This window comes from Rhodococcus triatomae (genome assembly GCF_014217785.1).
Classification (GTDB): domain Bacteria; phylum Actinomycetota; class Actinomycetes; order Mycobacteriales; family Mycobacteriaceae; genus Rhodococcus_F; species Rhodococcus_F triatomae.
This window is the reverse complement of sequence record NZ_CP048814.1, coordinates 2604071-2621281: the sequence shown is the minus strand read 5'-3', so window position 1 is coordinate 2621281 and position 17211 is coordinate 2604071. Positions and strand designations below refer to the sequence as shown.

Below are 17211 nucleotides of genomic sequence, written 5' to 3'. Positions count from 1 at the left end.
CGACCGCGCCCATTGCGATTGTGACATCGATCATTGTATCGTTCAGTATCAGTAACCAAGCGTCACACGTAGGGGCAGCTCACGAAGGGGTACGCCATGACCGCGTCGATCGAATCGGCCCGTCCGACCACCTCCGATCGGGAAGAGACCGCACAGCGGCTCCTCGCCTCGTCGGCGCGGAAGTCGTACGACCCGATGGTGGAGGTCGACTGGGAGGCGCCGATCCCGGCGGACAAGTTCGGGCTCACGCCCGAATGGAGCACCCTCTACGGCACCGCACTCTGGGACGAGATGACGGACGAGCAGCGCATCGAGCTCACCAAGCACGAAGCCGCCTGTGTGTCCGGAGTCGGCCTGTGGTTCGAGATCCTGCTCATGCAGATGCTGCTGCGGGACGTGTACGGGCGTGACAAGCATTCCCGCCATGTCCAGTTCGCGCTCACCGAGGTCGCCGACGAATGCCGCCACTCGGTGATGTTCGCCCGCGCCGGCGAGCGGCTGAGCATGCCCGGCTACGGCCCTCCCAAGATCATCCACCGGCTCGGCCGCATCTGGGGCAGCTTCTTCCGCGGTGCCAACGCCTACGCGTCCGTCATGGCCGCGGAGGAGATCCTCGACATGATGCAGCGCGACTTCATGCGCGACGAGAGGGTCCAGCCGGTCACCCGCACGGTGAGCAAGATCCACGTGCTGGAGGAGGCCCGGCACATCCGGTTCGCCCGCGAGGAGGTGCTCCGCCGGATCGAGGGTGCCGGCTGGGGCCGGCTGCAGATCGAGCGGCTCAACACCGCCGTCGTCGTCTACTTCGTGATGAAGTCGATGATCCGCAAGGACGTCTACCGCAACGCCGGGCTCGATCCGCAGCGTGCGCGGGACGAGGCCAAGCACAACCAGCACTACAAGGACATGGTCCGCACGTCCGGGTCCAAGCTCATGCAATTCCTGGACAGCGCCGGGCTCGTCGGTGGCCCGACCAAGCGCCTCTACAAGCGCGTGCACCTGCTCTGACGGTCACCCGAGTTCGCGGGGGCGGGTGACACCCGTGGCGGTCACGTCGAGGACCTGGGCGCTCACGATGTCGAAGAACAGACCCGCCACCCGCACTCGGCCGTCCGCGAAGGCCTCGCCGACGACGGGGTGCCGCTGCAGCGTCTGGACCTGGACCGCGACGTTCGTGATTCCCAGTCGGTCGATCGTCCCGAAGCCCATGCCCGCCGCGTCCCGCGCGGCGGGGTGACCGCTCCGGAATGCCCGCACGCTCGGATGAGCGTGGGAGAGCCACCGGTCGATCGGCCCGTCGGGCTCCCGGACCGCGGTGTCGTCGCTGTCGGGCTCGTTCGACAGCAACGCCGTCATCGCCCCGCAACCGGAGTGTCCGCACACGACCACGGACGTCACCCCGAGTTCGGTCAACGCGAACTCCAGCGCTGCCTCGACCGAGTCGTCCGCACGCCGCCCGGGTACCAGGTTGCCGACGTTGCGGATCGTGAACAGATCCCCCGGCCCGCTACTGGTGATGACGTTCGGCAGAATTCTCGAGTCCGCGCAGGTGAGGAACAACGTGTCGGGGCGCTGACCGTCGCGCAGGCCCCCGAGGTGTGACTGGAGCTGCTCGGCACCGCGCCGGTGGTACTCCGCGACCCCGGCCCGCACCGGCTGCAGCGCCGGCGGGGTCGCGTGCTCCCGCCTGACCTGGGACTGCCAGCTTCGCCACGGGGCGAAACCCGGCGGCGGGGCCACCCGGGTGCCCCGCCGCGGCGGGGCCGCACCGACCGCGTCGACGTCGACCGGGCCGGTGGTCTCGACGGTCACCGATCCGCCGCCACGCCGATGGTGCTTGACCCACTCCTCGATCGCCTCCCACGAGGCGTGGTCGAGGAAGTCGACGGCGAGCTCGATCGTCACCTCCGCACCCGGCGGCACCCGGCCCAGCAAGGACGTGAGCCGCGGCAGCGACAGGAAACTGCACGGCCCCTCGACCGAGACGCGCCAGGGTGCGCCCGGCGCGTCCGGCTCGGACACCTCGAGCGCCGGACGGATCACCCGCCACAGCAACAGCACGACGGCGAGCGCGAGACCGAGGAGAACACCCTCGAGCAGATTGAGGAACACGACGCCCGCGACGGTCACGGCGTACACCCAGATGTCGCCGGTGCGGCGCGCCATCGTGATGTCGGCGAGCTTGATCAGCTGGAGTCCGATCACGACCAGGAGCCCGGCCAGCGCCGCCATCGGCACGCGCTGCACCAATCCGGTGAGCAATGCCGCGAACACCAGGATCCACACGCCGTGCAGGATCGCCGACGCACGGGTCCGGGCCCCGACTGCGACGTTGGTCGAGCTGCGCACGATCACCCCGGTGACCGGCAGTCCGCCGATCGCGCCGGAGACGACGTTCGCCGATCCCTGCCCGACCAGCTCCCTGCTGAAGTTCGTGCGGGGCCCCTCGTGCATCTTGTCGACCGCCACGGCCGAGAGCAGGCTCTCCACACTCGCGATCAACGCAACGGTGAGCACGCCGGTGGCGACGGCGAGCCACGGGCCCTCGGGCATCGAGGGCAGCGCGATCGCATCCACGAGCGATCCGTCGAGAGCGATCCGGGGGACATCCATCGGGACGAGAAGGGACACCACCGTCGCCACGACGACGGCGACCAGTGGCCCGGGAATCATCCGCAGCTTTCCCGGCAGACGTTTCCACACGAGCATGATCACGACGACGAGCGAGCCGATGAGTACCGAATCCCATTGTGGCGACGCGAGTTGTCCCGGAAGCTCGGTGATGTTCTCGAGTACCGAGCTGTGCGAACTCCCCCCGAGCAGGACGTGGATCTGCTGCAGCGCGATCGTGACGCCGATACCGGCGAGCATGGCGTGCACGACGACGGGTGCGATCGCCAGCGCGGCTCGTGCGACGCGGCTCAGCCCGAAGACGATCTGCAGCACGCCGGCCGCGACGGTGACGGCGCACGTCGCCTGCCAGCCGAACGTCGCGACCAGTTCGGCGACCACGACGGTCAGTCCGGCCGCGGGACCGCTCACCTGGAGCGGCGAACCACCGATCGCGCCCGCCACCACTCCGCCGACGATCGCGGCGACGAGACCCGCCATCACGGGGGCGTCGGAGGCGATCGCGATACCCAGCGACAGCGGCAGCGCCACCAGGAACACCACCAGCGAGGCGGGCAGGTCGTACCGGGCGACGATGCCGACGCGGTCCCGCAGTGTCGGCGCGGCCGCCCGACCGTCAGGCGCCGCGACGGTGGCGGTGTCGGCGTTCTCGAGGGTCTGCATGACGCCACACGGTAACCACGTCCGAGGCCCCGGCGGGCGCTTCCGCCGCCCCGGTGTGGCCGGTCTCACCGGGGCCGGGCAGCATCACGAATGTCACCGGAAAATCCTTGAACAACAACAGATTATGGCGAGGTTAACGACGCACCGGCGGGACCCTTCGGGTGGACACGGCAATTCGGTTCCACGCGTTGATCGTGAAGATCACGGCGATGAGCCGCGCCAGCTCCTCGTCCGAAAAGTGCTCCGCGGCAGTCAGGTACACCTCGTCCGGAACGAAGTCGTCGGTTAGCCTGGTCACCGACTCCGCCAATCGCAGTGCGGCGCGCTCCCGGTCGCTGTAGAGCCCCACCATCTCGTTCCACGCGTCGAGCAGGTAGAGCTTCTGCTCGCTCACCCCGATCCGGCGAGCATCGTGGGTGTGCATGTCGAGGCAGAAGGCACAGTGATTGATCTGGGAGCAGCGGGTGAGGACCAGCTCGACGAGTTCGGGGTCGAGCCCTTCGCGCGCCGCGCTGTCGAGGGCGATCATGGCCCGGTACACGTCCGGGGCCTGCCGAGCGAGGTCGATCCGGGGTGCATGCCCGGTGGTTGCGTCTGCGGTGGATGTATCTGCGGTGCGTGCTGCGGTCATACATTCCACGGTAAGTCGAGATCGGACCATTGGTCTGGTTCAATTTCCCCATGAGTTCTTGGGCCAATTCCGGTCTCGATTTCCACCTCGAACTAGCCGGCCACGGCAAGTCCTCGCTGGTCACCGCACTTCGTCAGGCCGTCCGGTCCGGACGTCTGCAGCCCGGCGCGACGCTTCCACCGAGCCGGGCACTCGCCCTCGACCTCGGAATGGCGCGCAACACGGTGGCCGCGGCGTACTCCGACCTGGTCGCCGAAGGATGGTTCGAGGCCCGACAGGGCTCGGGAACACGGGTGGCGCGGGTGCCGTCACCCGATGCGGCACCGGCCCGGCCCCCGTCCCACGTCCGGACCGCGCTGATGAGTCTGGTGCCGGGGGCGACCGACCCGGCCACGTTCCCGCGCACCGCGTGGTCGGCATCGGCGCGCCGGGCCCTGTCCCGGGCACCCGACTCCGCGTTCGGCCCCGGCGATCCCCGTGGCAGGCCGGAACTGCGGCGCGCGCTCGCCGAGTATCTGGCCCGCGCCCGCGGCGTCCGCGTCCACCCGGACACGGTCGTCGTCTGCCCCGGCTCGGGGCACGGGCTACAAGTGCTGGCACAGGCTCTCGACGCCCCCACCATCGGAGTCGAGGAGTACGGCCTGCATCTGCACCGCCGGCTGCTCGAGCGCGCGGGCGTCGCGACGACAGCACTCGAGCTGGACGAGCACGGTGCGCGTCCACCGACCGGCTCGCCCGCTCCGGCCGCGGTCCTCCTCACTCCCGCACACCAGTTCCCCCTGGGCGGCCCTCTTCATCCGACGCGGCGCACCGCCTTCCTCGAATGGGCGAGCAGCACCGGTGGCCTGGTCGTCGAGGACGACTACGACGGCGAATTCCGCTACGACCGAAGGCCCGTCGGGGCAGTGCAGGGCCTGGCTCCGGATCGGGTGGCCTATCTCGGCACGATCGGCAAGAGCGTGACACCGGCCCTGCGGATCGGCTGGATGGTGCTGCCCGAACGTCTGCTCGACCCCGTGCTCGCGATCAAGGGCCCCTACGAGCGCTGGGTCAGCGCGACGGATCAGCTGACACTCGCCGACTTCATCGACACCGGGGGACTCGATCGGCACGTGCGTGCCATGCGGCAACGGTACCGTCGGCGGCGGCAGCGCCTGGTGGACTCGCTGGCCGCGCACGTTCCCCACGCGCAGGTCACCGGAGTCGCCGCCGGGCTGCACGCGGTCGTCGAATTACCCCACGGCACCGAGGATCTCGCTGTCGAGCGCGCCCGTCGCGCAGGCCTCGCACTGGTCGGCGCGCGGCTGTATCGCCACCCGGCGGCACGATCCCCGCACCGGGATGCCGTGGTCATCGGCTACGCGACACCGCCACAGAGCAGATTCGAGGCGACGCTCGACACCCTGTGCACGGTGCTGTCGGACGTCGGCTGATTCGGGAGTCGGCTGAGCGCCGGGACGCCCGGCTCGGGCGTCGACCAGGCGAGCAACGTCCTGTCCAGCATTGGCCGACGCCCTGTCGCTATCTCTGTACCGATCGCCTCACGCCGGTTACAGTCGTCCCGTGAACTCGACGAACGGATCGACCGGACCGCTGCTGACGCGGCGGCGCCACGTCGATTTCGCACTGGTCTGTACCAGCGGGTGTCCGACTCCCCACCGCTCGAGCGACTGAACCTCGAGCCCACCGCCAGTCCTCGGCCGCCGGTATCCGGCGGCCTCGTGGTGCACCTGCGCCACCCGCTGTCCTCGCCGGACGACTGCACCACCCGCTGTCCTCACCGGACGACTGCACCACCCGCTGTCCTCGCCGGACGACAATGCCGACATCTATCGAAACCGGAGCCCCCCGTGACCGACACCCCCGATCCCAGCGCCGACTGGTCGTTCGAGACCCAGCAGATCCACGCCGGACAGACCTCCGACGCCACCACCAAGGCGCGGGCGCTGCCGATCTACCAGACCACCTCGTACACCTTCGACAACACCGACCACGCGGCAGCGCTGTTCGGGCTCGCGGAGCCGGGCAACATCTACACCCGCATCATGAACCCCACCCAGGACGCGGTCGAACAACGCATCGCCACCCTCGAAGGCGGAGTCGCGGCACTGCTGCTCGCGTCCGGACAGGCAGCGGAGACCTTCGCGATCCTCAACATCGCCGAGGCAGGCGACCACATCGTGTCGAGCCCGTACCTCTACGGCGGCACCTACAACCTCTTCCACTACACGCTGCCGAAGCTCGGTATCGAGGTCTCGTTCGTCGACGATCCCGACAACCTGGAGGAGTGGGCCGGCGCGATCCGTCCGAACACCAAGGCGTTCTACGGCGAGACCGTCGCGAACCCGAAGAACCACGTCCTCGACCTTCCCGGAATCTCGAAGGTTGCGCACGACAACGGTATTCCACTGATCGTGGACAATACGGTGGCGACCCCGTACCTCCTCCGTCCGCTCGAGCACGGCGCCGACATCGTGGTCCATTCGGCGACCAAGTACCTCGGCGGACACGGCACCGCGATCGCCGGGGTGATCGTCGACGGCGGCACCTTCGACTGGACGCAGGGGCGGCACCCGAACTTCACCACTCCCGATCCCAGCTACCACGGTGTCGTGTTCGCGGACCTGGGTGCGCCCGCCTACGCACTCAAGGCGCGCGTGCAGTTGCTGCGCGACCTGGGCTCGGCGGTCTCGCCGTTCAACGCGTTCCTCATCAGCCAGGGCATCGAGACCCTGAGCCTGCGTGTCGAGCGGCACGTGGCCAACGCGCAGCGGGTCGCGGCGTGGCTGGAGGGCCGCGACGAGATCGTCTCGGTCGCGTACGCCGGCCTCGAATCCTCACCGTGGTACACCCGCGCGCAGCAGCTCCTGCCCGAGGGAGCAGGTGCGATCGTCACGTTCGAGCTGGCCGGGGGCGTCGATGCCGGTAAGCGGTTCGTCGACGCGCTCACGCTGCACAGCCACGTCGCGAACATCGGTGACGTGCGCTCCCTCGTCATCCACCCCGCGTCCACGACGCACTCACAGCTCACCCCGGACGAGCAGATCGCCGCCGGTGTCACGCCCGGACTCGTACGCCTGGCCGTCGGTATCGAAGGGATCGACGACATCCTCGCCGATCTCGAGACCGGCCTGAAGGCCGCGGGAGCATAACGCGCGTCCGTCACCCCGCGACACACAGCGAGGGCCCGAGCCGTATGGCTCGGGCCCTCGTCGTGTGTGGAGCAGTCGTGTGTCGAGCGGTCCGGTGTCCGGCAGCCCCGTCAGCGCAGATCGGAGATCGGCGTGGCGGGGTCGAGGTCGATCCCCATCCGCCGCAGGTTCGCGTAGAGCACCTGCCAGATCGACACCTCGAGGAACGCGGAGAGTTCGGGGCTGTCCACGGTGGGGTGCGTGATCCACCGGTTGACACTCACGTCCACCAGCCCGATGATGCCGAACGCCAGGGGTTCCGCGGCGTCGCCGTCCCCGCCGAGATGAACGAGCACCTCCTCCAGGAGACCGGTCAGGTGCAACGCGATCGCCGTCTTCGTGCCCGTGACCACCCGCGACCCCGTGGTACGCCGCGACGGGGAACCGGTTCCCAGGAACTGGTGCAGCCGTGGATGCTCCACGATCCACCGCATGTACGCCGAGACCGCCCGGGCGATCGCCTCCTGAATCGTGCCCTGCGGGGTCAGGGTGGGGCTGAGTTGCTCCATCAGCCGCTCGATGATGCGCACCCGCAGCTGTTCGTCGAGGTCGCCGCGATCGGCGAAGATCCGGTACACGACCGAGCGGGGCACGCCGGCACGATCCGCGACCGTCGCGACCCCCACGTCCGGCCCTTCTGTCTCGATCGCTCCCATGGCAGCGTCGAGGATGCGGGTTCGTCTCTCCGCCTTGTGGTCCTGCCATCTCGTGGCGCGCCCGTCAACGGCCAAGGTGGTGCCCCCGCGTTCTCCGCCACGTCGGTGTCGAACCGAGTTCGTCCAGCATCCGCCACACGATACGCCCCGAGGGATTGACTTGGACACCCTGTCTCACCTACTTTTCTGGGACAGGGTGTTACACACATTTTTCATCATGTCTGGTTCCTGGGAGCTGAAATGAGCAACAGAGTCTTCGTGGTCGGCGTCGGCATGACCAAGTTCGAGAAGCCGGGGGCCCGCGAATGGGACTACCCCGACATGGCACGGGAGGCCGGGACCAAGGCCCTCGAGGACGCCGGGATCGACTACAGCCAGGTCGGCCAGGCGTACGTCGGCTACGTGTACGGAGAGTCGACGTCCGGCCAGCGCGCCGTGTACGAACTCGGTCTCACCGGTATCCCCGTGGTCAACGTCAACAACAACTGCTCCACCGGATCCACGGCGTTGTTCCTCGCCACCCAGGCGGTGCGCAGCGGACAGGTGGACAGCGCACTGGCACTCGGCTTCGAGAAGATGCAGAAGGGCTCGCTCGGGTCGACCTACGACGACCGCGAGCAGCCGCTCATGCGCCATCTGCTGGCCCTCGCCGAGCTCCAGGAGTTCGCCATGCCACCGGCGCCGTACATGTTCGGCGCTGCCGGAGTCGAGCACATGGAACGCTTCGGCACCACCGCCGAACAGTTCGCGAAGGTTGCGGTGAAGAACCACGCCCACTCGAAGAACAACCCCTACGCGCAGTTCCAGGACGAGTACACCCTGGACGAGATCCTGGCCTCGCGCCCCATCCACGGCCCGCTCACGAAGCTCCAGTGCTCGCCCACCTCCGACGGCTCCGGCGCGGTGATCGTCGCGAGCGAGGCATTCGTGGAGAAGCACGGTCTCGACGATCGGGCCGTCGAGATCACCGGACAGTCGATGGTCACCGACCTCCCCTCCACGTTCGACGATCGCAGTGCGATCAGCCTCGTCGGCGCGGACATGACCCGCACCGCCGCGCGAAAGGTCTACGAGCAGGCAGGTGTCGGTCCCGACGACGTCGACGTGATCGAGCTGCACGACTGCTTCTCGACGAACGAGTTGCTCACCTACGAGGCACTCGGGCTGTGCGGCGAGGGAGAGAGCGGCAAGCTCATCGACGCCGGGGACACCACCTACGGCGGCCGCTGGGTCGTCAACCCGTCCGGCGGCCTGATCTCCAAAGGCCATCCGCTCGGCGCCACGGGCCTCGCCCAGTGCAGCGAGCTCACCTGGCAGCTCCGCGGAGCGGCCGACGACCGGCAGGTCTCCGGCGCCCGCACCGCCCTCCAGCACAACATCGGCCTCGGCGGCGCCGTCGTCGTCACGGCCTACCGCGCACTCTGACGTACCACCACACCGAAAGGCATCGACATGGCTTCCGTCTCCGTCTCCGCACCCCTGCCCATCGCACCCGAGAAGGCCTGGGACGCACTGGCCGACCTCGCCCGCTGGGAAGAGTGGCTGACGATCCACCAGTCGTGGAAGAGCGACATCCCCTCCGAACTCGTGCTCGGCACCCGGTTCACCGAGGTCGTCTCGGTCATGGGCATGGCCAACAAGATCGAATGGACAATCGCGGAGGTGACCGTGCCGGAGATGGTGCGGATCACCGGTACCGGCATGGCCGGTGTCACCGTCGAGTTCGTGCTGCGGGTCGAGCCCGACGGCTCCGGGTCGACGGCGCACTTCGACGCCAGCTTCACCGGCACGATGATCGTCGGCCCGATCGGCAAGGCCGTCGCCAAGAACGCAAAGTCCGACCTCGAGAACTCGCTGGCGAAGTTCGCCGAACTGGTCGGCTGAGCCGTGAGCACCCCCACCGTCGTCTTCGACACCGCGGGGCTCGGGGAATGGACCGATCCGGAGACCTTCGAGGTCACCGGCGACCGGATCGCCGAATATGCCGCGGCCACCAATGATCCGATCGAACGGCATCTGCGTGGCGAGGTCGCTCCCCCGGTCTTCGCCGTGGTCCCGGTCTTCACGTCCATGGCACCGGCGGCCCTGTCGGTGGCTCCGGTCGAACTCCTGATGAAGCTGGTTCACGGCGAACAGGACTTCGTGTTCCACCGGCCGATCCTCCCCGGGGACAGGCTCGTGGCACGTGCGAAGCCCGTGGGATACGCGGGCCGCGAGAACGGCTCCACCGTCGTCGTGTACGCCGAGACCCGCACCGACGCCGGAGAACTCGTCAACGAACAATGGATGACGGCCTTCTTCCGCAAGGTGGACGCCGGGCCGGGGTCGGGCGAGGGCGCTCCCGAGCACCGGTTCGACGAGTCGCTACGGTCGGCCGCTCCGGCCGCCGTGGTGACCCAGCACGTCGACGAGGACCAGACGTTCCGGTACTCACCCGCCTCCGGCGACCCGATGCCGATCCACCTCGACGACGAGATCGCCCGCATGTCCGGCCTTCCCGGCATCATCAATCACGGACTGTGCACGATGGCGTTCACCTCCTGGGCGGCCCTGACGGAGTTCGGCGACTCCCGGGTGGAGCGCCTGCGCCGTCTGGCGGTGCGTTTCGCCAAGCCCGTCCTCCCCGGCCAGGATGTGGAGACGACCTTCCGGCGGGCGGCGACGGTCGATTCCGCCACCACGTCATACGTATACGAGAGCGCGGTCGGCGAGGACCTCGTCGTCAAGGACGGGCTCGTCGTCCTCGACGATCACTGACCAGGCCGACCGCGAGAACCGACCACCACACGATTCACCCTCACGGAGGACATTCATGGGTACTTTGGACGGACGAGTCGCCATCGTCACCGGCGCCGGTCGCGGTATCGGACGCGAGCACGCACTCCTGTTCGCTCGCGAAGGAGCGAAGGTCGTCGTGAACGACCTCGGCGGCGCGAACGACGGAACGGGGACCGATGCCGGCCCGGCCCAGCAGGTCGTCGACGAGATCGTCGCGGCAGGCGGGCACGCCGTGGCCGACACCGGCAGTGTGCAGTCCTGGGAGGACGCCGAGGCGCTGGTGCGCCGCGCGGTCGACACCTTCGGCAACCTCGACATCCTGGTGAACAATGCCGGAATCCTGCGGGACGCCTTCATCGCCGGCATGACGGAGACCCAGTGGGATGCCGTGATCGGCGTCCACCTCAAGGGACACGCGGCGATGTTGCACCACGCCGCTGCCTACTGGAAGGGACGCAGCAAGGCCGGGGAGAAGGTCAACGCGGCGGTGATCAACACCGCATCGGCGTCCGGCACCTTCATGCCGAACGCCGGACAGGCCAACTACGGTGCGGCGAAGGCCGGGATCGCCGCGCTGACGCTGGTCGCCGCGGACGAACTGGACCGCTACGGCGTCCGGGTCAACGCCATCGCCCCGATCGCGCGCACCCGGCTCACGCTCGCCACGCCGGGGATGGGAGCGCTGTTCGCGCAGGAGGTTCCCGAGGGAGAGTTCGACGCCTTCAGCCCGGCCAACATCTCTCCGCTGGTGGCGTTCCTGGCGGGTGCGGACTGCACACTGACCGGGAAGGTCTATGCGGTGCAGGGCGGTGCCGTCTCCGAGCTCGCCGGCTGGCACGACGTGAACACCATCGAGAGCGACGGCCCCTGGACCGTCGCCGATCTCGCGAAGCAACTGTCCTGAGAGGATCATCGTGGCACGCACTACGTACGCACTCGGGCTCGGTCTGACCGACGAGCACACGGCCCTGGCCGATTCGGTCCACGGATTCGTCGAGCGGACCCTCACCACGGAATCCCGCAGGCACGCACTGGAGCTGGCGGACGAGGAGCCGCGGCCCGCCTTCTGGGCCGCGCTGTCCGCGCAGGATCTGCTGGGCCTGGCGGTGCCCGAGGACAAGGGCGGTCAGGGCGCGGGGCTGCTGACTCTCGCGGTCGCTCTCGAAGCGCTCGGGAGGGCCGCGGCGCCCGGGCCGTTCGTACCCACGGCATTGGTGGCTGCACTGATCGCCGAATCCGACTCCAAGTTCGGCGTGACCGAACTCCCCGGCCTGATGGACGGAAGCCGCACCGCCGCTGTGGCTCTCGACGGTGACTTCGACGCGGAGGTCCTCGAGGACGGATATCGGGTCAGCGGCAGCGCCGACGCCGTTCTCGGAGCCGCTCTCGCGGACCTGCTCCTCGTGCCCGTCACGGTGGATGGGGCGCGGCGATGGATCGCGCTCGACGCGGAGTCGGTCACGATCACGCCACAGGACAGTCTCGACCTGCTGCGACGCTCGGCACGCGTGAGCGCCGACGCGGTGGTGGCGGAGAGCGGACGGCTCCTCGACGGACTCGACGAGACTCGGGCCCGCTCGATCACCACTGTCGTCCTCGGCGCCGAGGCCGTCGGTGTCCTCTCGTGGTGTGTCCAGTCGGCAGCCGAATATGCCGGTACCCGAGTGCAGTTCGGCCGGCCGATCGGGCAGTTCCAGGGCGTGAAGCACAAGTGCGCCGGAATGGGTATCGCGCTGGAACAGGCCCGTGCGGTGATCTGGGATGCCGCGAGCGCACTGGACGCCCGGGACGACACGGCCGACTACGCCGCGGAGATCGCCGCGGTGCTCGTACCCGATCTGGCGGTGGGCGTCGCCCAGGACTGCATTCAGGTCCACGGCGGTATCGGCTTCACATGGGAACACGATGCACACCTGTACTACCGCAGGGCGCTGTCCATTCGAGGAGTGCTCGGAACCCGGGAAGCGCGCGCGGAACGCGTCGCCGAGCGCGCCCTGGCGGGCGTCACCCGCCCCACCGAGATCGAACTTCCCGACGACGCCGAGCCCGTTCGGGCGGTTGTTCGCGCGGCCCTCGAGCCGATCGCCCGGATGGACGAGGACGATCAGCTGATCGCTCTCGGCGACGGCGGCTGGGTGCAACCGCACCTCCCGAAGCCCTACGGCCGCAGCGCGTCCCCACTCGAGCAGATCGTCATCTCCCAGGAGACCAAGGCCGCCGGGATCGCCATGCCCCAGCTACTCATGGGTGGATGGGCCGTGCAGGCCGTCGTCGCGCACGGCACCGAGCAACAGAAGCAGGAACTCGCACTGCCCACCCTCCGTGGGGACCTGGTGTGGTGCCAGCTGTTCAGCGAACCGGGCGCCGGGTCCGACCTGGCGTCGTTGACCACCCGTGCCGAGAAGGTCGACGGCGGCTGGAAGATCACGGGACAGAAGATCTGGACGACGGTCGCCCAATTCTCGGACTGGGCGATGCTTCTCGCCCGAACCGACCCGTCGCGACCCAAGCACGAGGGCATCACCTATTTCGTGCTGGACATGTCGTCACCGGGAATCACGGTACGGCCGCTGCGGGAGATGACCGGTTCTGCACTGTTCAACGAGGTGTTCCTGGACGACGTGTTCGTTCCCGACGAGAACGTCGTCGGAGAGGTGAACGACGGCTGGAACGTCGCACGTACCACCCTGGCCGGTGAACGAGTGGCGCTCAGCCAGAAGATGGAGGCCTACGCGACGGACAAGGACCTCCTCCGGTTCGTTCGCGACCGTCCACTGGGACCGGTCGGCCGATTCCGGCTGGGCGAGTTGATCGCCGAGAGCCAGGCGATCGACCTGATCGGTGCCCGGGTGGTGCTCGGCCAGCTGTCCGGCACGGACATCGGAACAACGTCGAGTGTCGGCAAGCTGCTCGGTATGGGGCTGGGCCAGTCCATCGCCGAGTTCGTCGTCGAGGAACTCGGCGCGGCGGGCACCGTCGCCGTCCCCGGCGAACCCAGCGACAAGGCGATGGAACAGCTCATCGCAGGCCGGGCGACGACGATCTACGGCGGCACCACGGAAGTTCAGCTCAACGTGATCGGTGAGCGGATGCTCGGGTTGCCTCGGGACGTCTGAGCACCGCCCGCGATCGCAATGATCTGCGGATGTCTCCCGCGCCGCGCTCTCGAATCTTCGGGGGCGCGGCGCGGATTTCCGGCGCGAGTCGGCGGGCCCGGCGTTGGAACCCGAACTCGACTCGAGGTCAAGGGCTCCCGGCGATCACGAAGGCCGCCAGCCCCGCGGTCGAGAGGAGGAACCGCACATGGTTGCCCGCGGCCCACCGGCCGATCAGGGACGGCCACCGGGCCCGGTCGGAGGGAACCGCCGGGTCGAGTTCCGCCATCGTCCGGTTGAGGGGCACGTTGTAGGCCGCGGTGACGACGAAGCTCCCGAGAGACAGGAGCGCGCCGCCCAGGCGCCAGGCATCGACCTCGCGGGTCGTGAAGAGCTCGACGGCGACCACTGCCGCGGCCGACAGCGCGGCACCGAAGAAGAGGACCATGAACGGTGGTTTCAGAGCAGCCGTGTTCACCGCCTGCATCACCCCGAGCGCCTCGCCTGGCGGCCGCCTGTGGAGCGCGGGCACGACCATGATCGAGAACGCCCCGTAGACGCCTGCGGTCACCCCGGTCGCGACGGTCGCGGTGACGGTCAGCAGGGTCGTCCCACTCATCGCGCCACCTCGCCTTCTCGGTCGGTCAGGCGCCAGGCGCCGGCGGCCGCCGCCCGGCTCGCGTAGTCGGCGAAGGTCCTCGGTGCGCGGCCCAGCACCTCCTCGACGGTATCGGTCACCGCCTCGTTGCGCCCGTCGAGAACCTCGGCGAACAGCCAGGCCAGTCCCTCGGCATCCTCGGCGGGCACACCCTCACCCGTCAGGTCGGCGACGAACTCCGCCGACGTCACGGTCTCGAAGTCGACCGGTCTCCCGATCGCGAGGGACAGCAACTCCGCCGCCCGGGCGAAACCGATCGCGTCGGGCCCGGTCACCTCGAGGACGCGGCCGGTGAGCGCCGGGTCCGTCAGCGCCCGCACGGCCACGTCCGCGACATCGTCGAGATCGACGAACGGCTCACGTACACCGTCGACGGGAAGTGCCACCCGCCCGCGCAGCACCTGTCCGAGCAGGAAGTGCTCACTGAAGTTCTGGGCGAACCACGAGCTGCGCACCACGACGCCGTCGATCCCGCTCGCGCGCACCAGGTCCTCGCAGGCCCGCGCGCCGTCCTCGCCGCGGCCGGACAGCAACACCAGCCTTCGGACACCCGATTCCACAGCGACACGGGTGAATTCGGCGACGATGTCGTCGACCCCGGGGAGCGCCAGGTCCGGCGAGACGCAGAGGTACACGACGGTCGTCCCCTCGAGTGCGGCGGGCCACGTACCGGAGTCGTGCCAGTCGAAGGGCGGGATCCCGCGGCGGGAGGCGACCCGCACCGGCAGGCCCCGTTCCCGGAGTCGGGTGACGACGCGGTGCCCGGTACGGCCGGTGCCGCCGGTGACGAGGTAGGTGTCGGTGGATGCGGTACCTGTGTTCATGTCTTCGTTCATGTCTTCGTTCATGTCTTCGAGTACACCCGGCGGAACCTGGACGATGAATAGTCTTGAATCCGTAATACATGTTTCATCGTCCGAGCTACGCTGGCACCCGTGGATCCGATCGGCCGACTTCTCGAGCACCCCCGGGCACGGGGTGCGTTCACGCTCCGGTCCGTCATGCGACCGCCGTGGTGGGTACGCGTGCAGGACGGGGCTGCACTCACGGTGCTCGTCGCCTCGGCCGGGGCCACGCAGTTGCACGCCGCCGACCGTCAGTGGGATCTCGAGCCGGGCGACGTGGCACTCGTTCGCGGCCCCGAGCCGTATTCGGTGCAGAGCCCGGACCCGACGCCCGAGCCGTCGGCCGTCATCCATCCCGGACAGTTGTGCACCACTCCCGAGGGCACCTCACTCCACCAGAGCATGGCCCGGGGCCTGCGTACCTGGGGAAACGCGCCGGACGGTCCGGACAGCCTGATCATCGCAAGCTACGAGGACATCGGAGAGGTGGGCCGGCTCGTGACGGATCTCCTCCCTCCCTGCGTCCACCTCCCCGCGGGAACCGTCGATCCGGATCTGCTCGCCTGGCTCGCCCGCGAACTCGACGGCGACGGGTATGCACAGGGCGTCGTTCTGGACCGTCTCGTCGACATCGTGCTGATCACGGCACTGCGCGCATGGATCGGCGAGCGGGGCGCCGCACTGCCGGGATGGGTCCACGGCGGCGGCGACACCGCGGTGGGGGCCGCGCTCGATGCCATTCACGACCATCCCGAGCACCCGTGGACCGTCGCGAGCCTCGCCGACCGGGCGCTGGTGTCCCGCACCAGCCTCGCCGCGCGCTTCTCCGCCGCGGTGGGCATGTCGCCCATCGCCTACCTGTCGCGATGGCGACTGACGGTGGCCGGCGACCTACTGGCCGACGAAACCCTCACTCTGGCAACCGTTGCCGATCGCGTCGGCTACGGCAGCCCGTTCGCGCTCAGTGCCGCCTTCAAGAAACGGTACGGCGTCAGCCCTCGGGAGTTCCGTCGCCGCTCACCGACGGTGATCGGCGACACCAGGGAGAGCAGGGCGCACTGACGCCGGCAGGACTGTCTCGTTGCTTACTTTCGCCGCGACACCGCACCACGCCCCACCCGGATCGGGCAGGGTGGAGTCGAGGGCTCGCAGGGGAGTCCTCGACGCGAACACGAAGGAAGCGCACATGTCCGAATGGAAGAACGTCACGGTGCTCGGCACCGGCGTACTGGGATCGCAGATCGCCTACCAGACCGCCTACAGCGGCTTCGACGTCGTCGCCTTCGACATCGATGCCACGGTCCTGGACGAGGCGAGACAGCGATTCACCGGGTTGGCCCGAACCTATGTCGAGCAAGTCGACGGCGCGGCCGACGGCAAGGCCGACGAGGCGCTGGCCAGGGTCAGCTACTCGTCGGATCTCGCGGAAGCCGTGAAGGATGCCGACCTGGTGATCGAGGCGATCCCGGAGAACTTCGACATCAAGAAGGACACGTACACCCGTCTCGGTGAGGTGGCTCCACCGAAGACGATCTTCGCCACCAACTCGTCCACACTGCTGCCGAGCAGCCTGATGGAGTTCACCGGACGCCCCGAGAAATTCCTCGCGCTGCATTTCGCCAACCAGGTCTGGATCCACAACACCGCCGAGGTGATGGGCACCGAGAAGACCGATCCGAAGGTGTACCAGGAGGTGGCGGACTTCGCGTCCGCCATCGGGATGGTCCCGATCGAGATCAAGAAGGAGAAGGCGGGGTACCTCCTCAATTCGCTGCTCGTACCCTTCCTGGGCGCGGCAGGAGAATTGGTGGCAGACGGGATCGCCGAACCCGAGATGATCGACAAGACATGGAAGATCGCCACCGGGGCTCCGCACGGACCGTTCGAGATCTACGACGTCGTCGGGCTCACCACCGCCTACAACATCTCGTCGGCGGGCGGTCCCAAGCAACAGGAGTTCGCGAGGTACCTGAAGGAGAACTACATCGACGAGGGCAAGCTCGGCGTCGCCACCGGCGAGGGGTTCTACAAGTACCCGCGGGACGCCACCTGATCGGACGTCG

The 17211-nt window shown here is 68.6% G+C and carries 15 protein-coding genes; 10 read left to right on the top strand and 5 right to left on the bottom strand.

Annotation, left to right across the window (positions count from 1 at the left end; all coding sequences use genetic code 11):
• The first annotated feature begins 96 nt into the window (after positions 1–96).
• Complete coding sequence (locus tag G4H71_RS12340) at positions 97–1008, top strand: AurF N-oxygenase family protein (RefSeq protein ID WP_072737160.1); 912 nt, start codon at positions 97–99, stop codon at positions 1006–1008.
• 3 nt (positions 1009–1011) lie between these two features.
• Here G4H71_RS12340 and G4H71_RS12335 read toward each other — a convergent pair whose 3' ends face one another.
• Both G4H71_RS12335 and G4H71_RS12330 read right to left on the bottom strand, forming a co-directional pair.
• A complete protein-coding gene (locus G4H71_RS12335; protein WP_083342978.1) occupies positions 1012–3294 on the bottom strand; it encodes a SulP family inorganic anion transporter in 2283 nt (760 codons plus the stop codon).
• A 133-nt stretch (positions 3295–3427) separates the two neighbouring features.
• The gene (locus G4H71_RS12330) at positions 3428–3925 is read right to left on the bottom strand and encodes a carboxymuconolactone decarboxylase family protein (protein WP_072737161.1); all 498 of its coding nucleotides are present in this window, start codon (positions 3923–3925) and stop codon (positions 3428–3430) included.
• 50 nt (positions 3926–3975) lie between these two features.
• Here G4H71_RS12330 and pdxR point away from each other — a divergent pair, with 50 nt between their 5' ends.
• Complete coding sequence (pdxR, locus tag G4H71_RS12325; protein ID WP_072737162.1) at positions 3976–5358, top strand: MocR-like pyridoxine biosynthesis transcription factor PdxR; 1383 nt, start codon at positions 3976–3978, stop codon at positions 5356–5358.
• Positions 5359–5775: 417 nt separating this feature from the next.
• Positions 5776–7077, top strand: coding sequence for a bifunctional o-acetylhomoserine/o-acetylserine sulfhydrylase (locus tag G4H71_RS12320; RefSeq protein ID WP_072737164.1), 1302 nt, complete (start codon positions 5776–5778; stop codon positions 7075–7077).
• 110 nt (positions 7078–7187) lie between these two features.
• Here G4H71_RS12320 and G4H71_RS12315 read toward each other — a convergent pair whose 3' ends face one another.
• The gene (locus G4H71_RS12315) at positions 7188–7847 is read right to left on the bottom strand and encodes a TetR/AcrR family transcriptional regulator (protein ID WP_072737165.1); all 660 of its coding nucleotides are present in this window, start codon (positions 7845–7847) and stop codon (positions 7188–7190) included.
• Positions 7848–8012: 165 nt separating this feature from the next.
• Between G4H71_RS12315 and G4H71_RS12310 the strand changes: the two genes are divergently transcribed.
• From G4H71_RS12310 to G4H71_RS12290, 5 genes are read left to right on the top strand one after another with little or no spacing between them, the layout of a single operon-like run.
• Entirely contained in the window at positions 8013–9197 is a 1185-nt protein-coding gene (locus G4H71_RS12310) for a lipid-transfer protein (protein WP_185284893.1), read from the top strand.
• Positions 9198–9224: 27 nt separating this feature from the next.
• A complete protein-coding gene (locus tag G4H71_RS12305) occupies positions 9225–9656 on the top strand; it encodes a type II toxin-antitoxin system Rv0910 family toxin (protein ID WP_072737167.1) in 432 nt (143 codons plus the stop codon).
• A 3-nt stretch (positions 9657–9659) separates the two neighbouring features.
• A complete protein-coding gene (locus G4H71_RS12300) occupies positions 9660–10529 on the top strand; it encodes a MaoC/PaaZ C-terminal domain-containing protein (RefSeq protein WP_072737168.1) in 870 nt (289 codons plus the stop codon).
• Between the two features lie 55 nt (positions 10530–10584).
• Entirely contained in the window at positions 10585–11454 is an 870-nt protein-coding gene (locus G4H71_RS12295) for an SDR family oxidoreductase (protein ID WP_072737169.1), read from the top strand.
• A gap of 10 nt (positions 11455–11464) precedes the next feature.
• Entirely contained in the window at positions 11465–13666 is a 2202-nt protein-coding gene (locus tag G4H71_RS12290; protein WP_072737170.1) for an acyl-CoA dehydrogenase family protein, read from the top strand.
• A 127-nt stretch (positions 13667–13793) separates the two neighbouring features.
• Here the strand turns inward: G4H71_RS12290 and G4H71_RS12285 are convergent, their stop codons facing one another.
• The gene (locus G4H71_RS12285; protein WP_072737171.1) at positions 13794–14264 is read right to left on the bottom strand and encodes an anthrone oxygenase family protein; all 471 of its coding nucleotides are present in this window, start codon (positions 14262–14264) and stop codon (positions 13794–13796) included.
• A complete protein-coding gene (locus G4H71_RS12280) occupies positions 14261–15127 on the bottom strand; it encodes a Rossmann-fold NAD(P)-binding domain-containing protein (RefSeq protein ID WP_072737290.1) in 867 nt (288 codons plus the stop codon). Before G4H71_RS12280 ends, G4H71_RS12285 begins: the two co-directional genes overlap by 4 nt.
• A 111-nt stretch (positions 15128–15238) precedes the next feature.
• On the opposite strand from G4H71_RS12280, the gene G4H71_RS12275 reads away from it, so the two are divergent.
• Together G4H71_RS12275 and G4H71_RS12270 are read left to right on the top strand one after the other, a co-directional pair.
• The gene (locus G4H71_RS12275) at positions 15239–16210 is read left to right on the top strand and encodes an AraC family transcriptional regulator (protein WP_072737172.1); all 972 of its coding nucleotides are present in this window, start codon (positions 15239–15241) and stop codon (positions 16208–16210) included.
• Positions 16211–16334: 124 nt separating this feature from the next.
• Positions 16335–17201, top strand: a complete 867-nt coding sequence (locus tag G4H71_RS12270) for a 3-hydroxyacyl-CoA dehydrogenase (RefSeq protein ID WP_072737173.1) — start codon at positions 16335–16337, stop codon at positions 17199–17201.
• Positions 17202–17211 lie beyond the last annotated feature (10 nt).

Bases quoted from the DNA above. Each gene is read 5' to 3' on its own strand.
- G4H71_RS12285 (WP_072737171.1), bottom strand. From the start codon at position 14,264: ATGAGTGGGACGACCCTGCTGACCGTCACCGCGACCGTCGCGACCGGG.
- G4H71_RS12295 (WP_072737169.1), top strand. From the start codon at position 10,585: ATGGGTACTTTGGACGGACGAGTCGCCATCGTCACCGGCGCCGGTCGC.
- G4H71_RS12280 (WP_072737290.1), bottom strand. From the start codon at position 15,127: ATGAACACAGGTACCGCATCCACCGACACCTACCTCGTCACCGGCGGC.
- G4H71_RS12340 (WP_072737160.1), top strand. From the start codon at position 97: ATGACCGCGTCGATCGAATCGGCCCGTCCGACCACCTCCGATCGGGAA.
- G4H71_RS12330 (WP_072737161.1), bottom strand. From the start codon at position 3,925: ATGACCGCAGCACGCACCGCAGATACATCCACCGCAGACGCAACCACC.
- G4H71_RS12335 (WP_083342978.1), bottom strand. From the start codon at position 3,294: ATGCAGACCCTCGAGAACGCCGACACCGCCACCGTCGCGGCGCCTGAC.
- G4H71_RS12270 (WP_072737173.1), top strand. From the start codon at position 16,335: ATGTCCGAATGGAAGAACGTCACGGTGCTCGGCACCGGCGTACTGGGA.
- G4H71_RS12310 (WP_185284893.1), top strand. From the start codon at position 8,013: ATGAGCAACAGAGTCTTCGTGGTCGGCGTCGGCATGACCAAGTTCGAG.
- pdxR (WP_072737162.1), top strand. From the start codon at position 3,976: ATGAGTTCTTGGGCCAATTCCGGTCTCGATTTCCACCTCGAACTAGCC.
- G4H71_RS12305 (WP_072737167.1), top strand. From the start codon at position 9,225: ATGGCTTCCGTCTCCGTCTCCGCACCCCTGCCCATCGCACCCGAGAAG.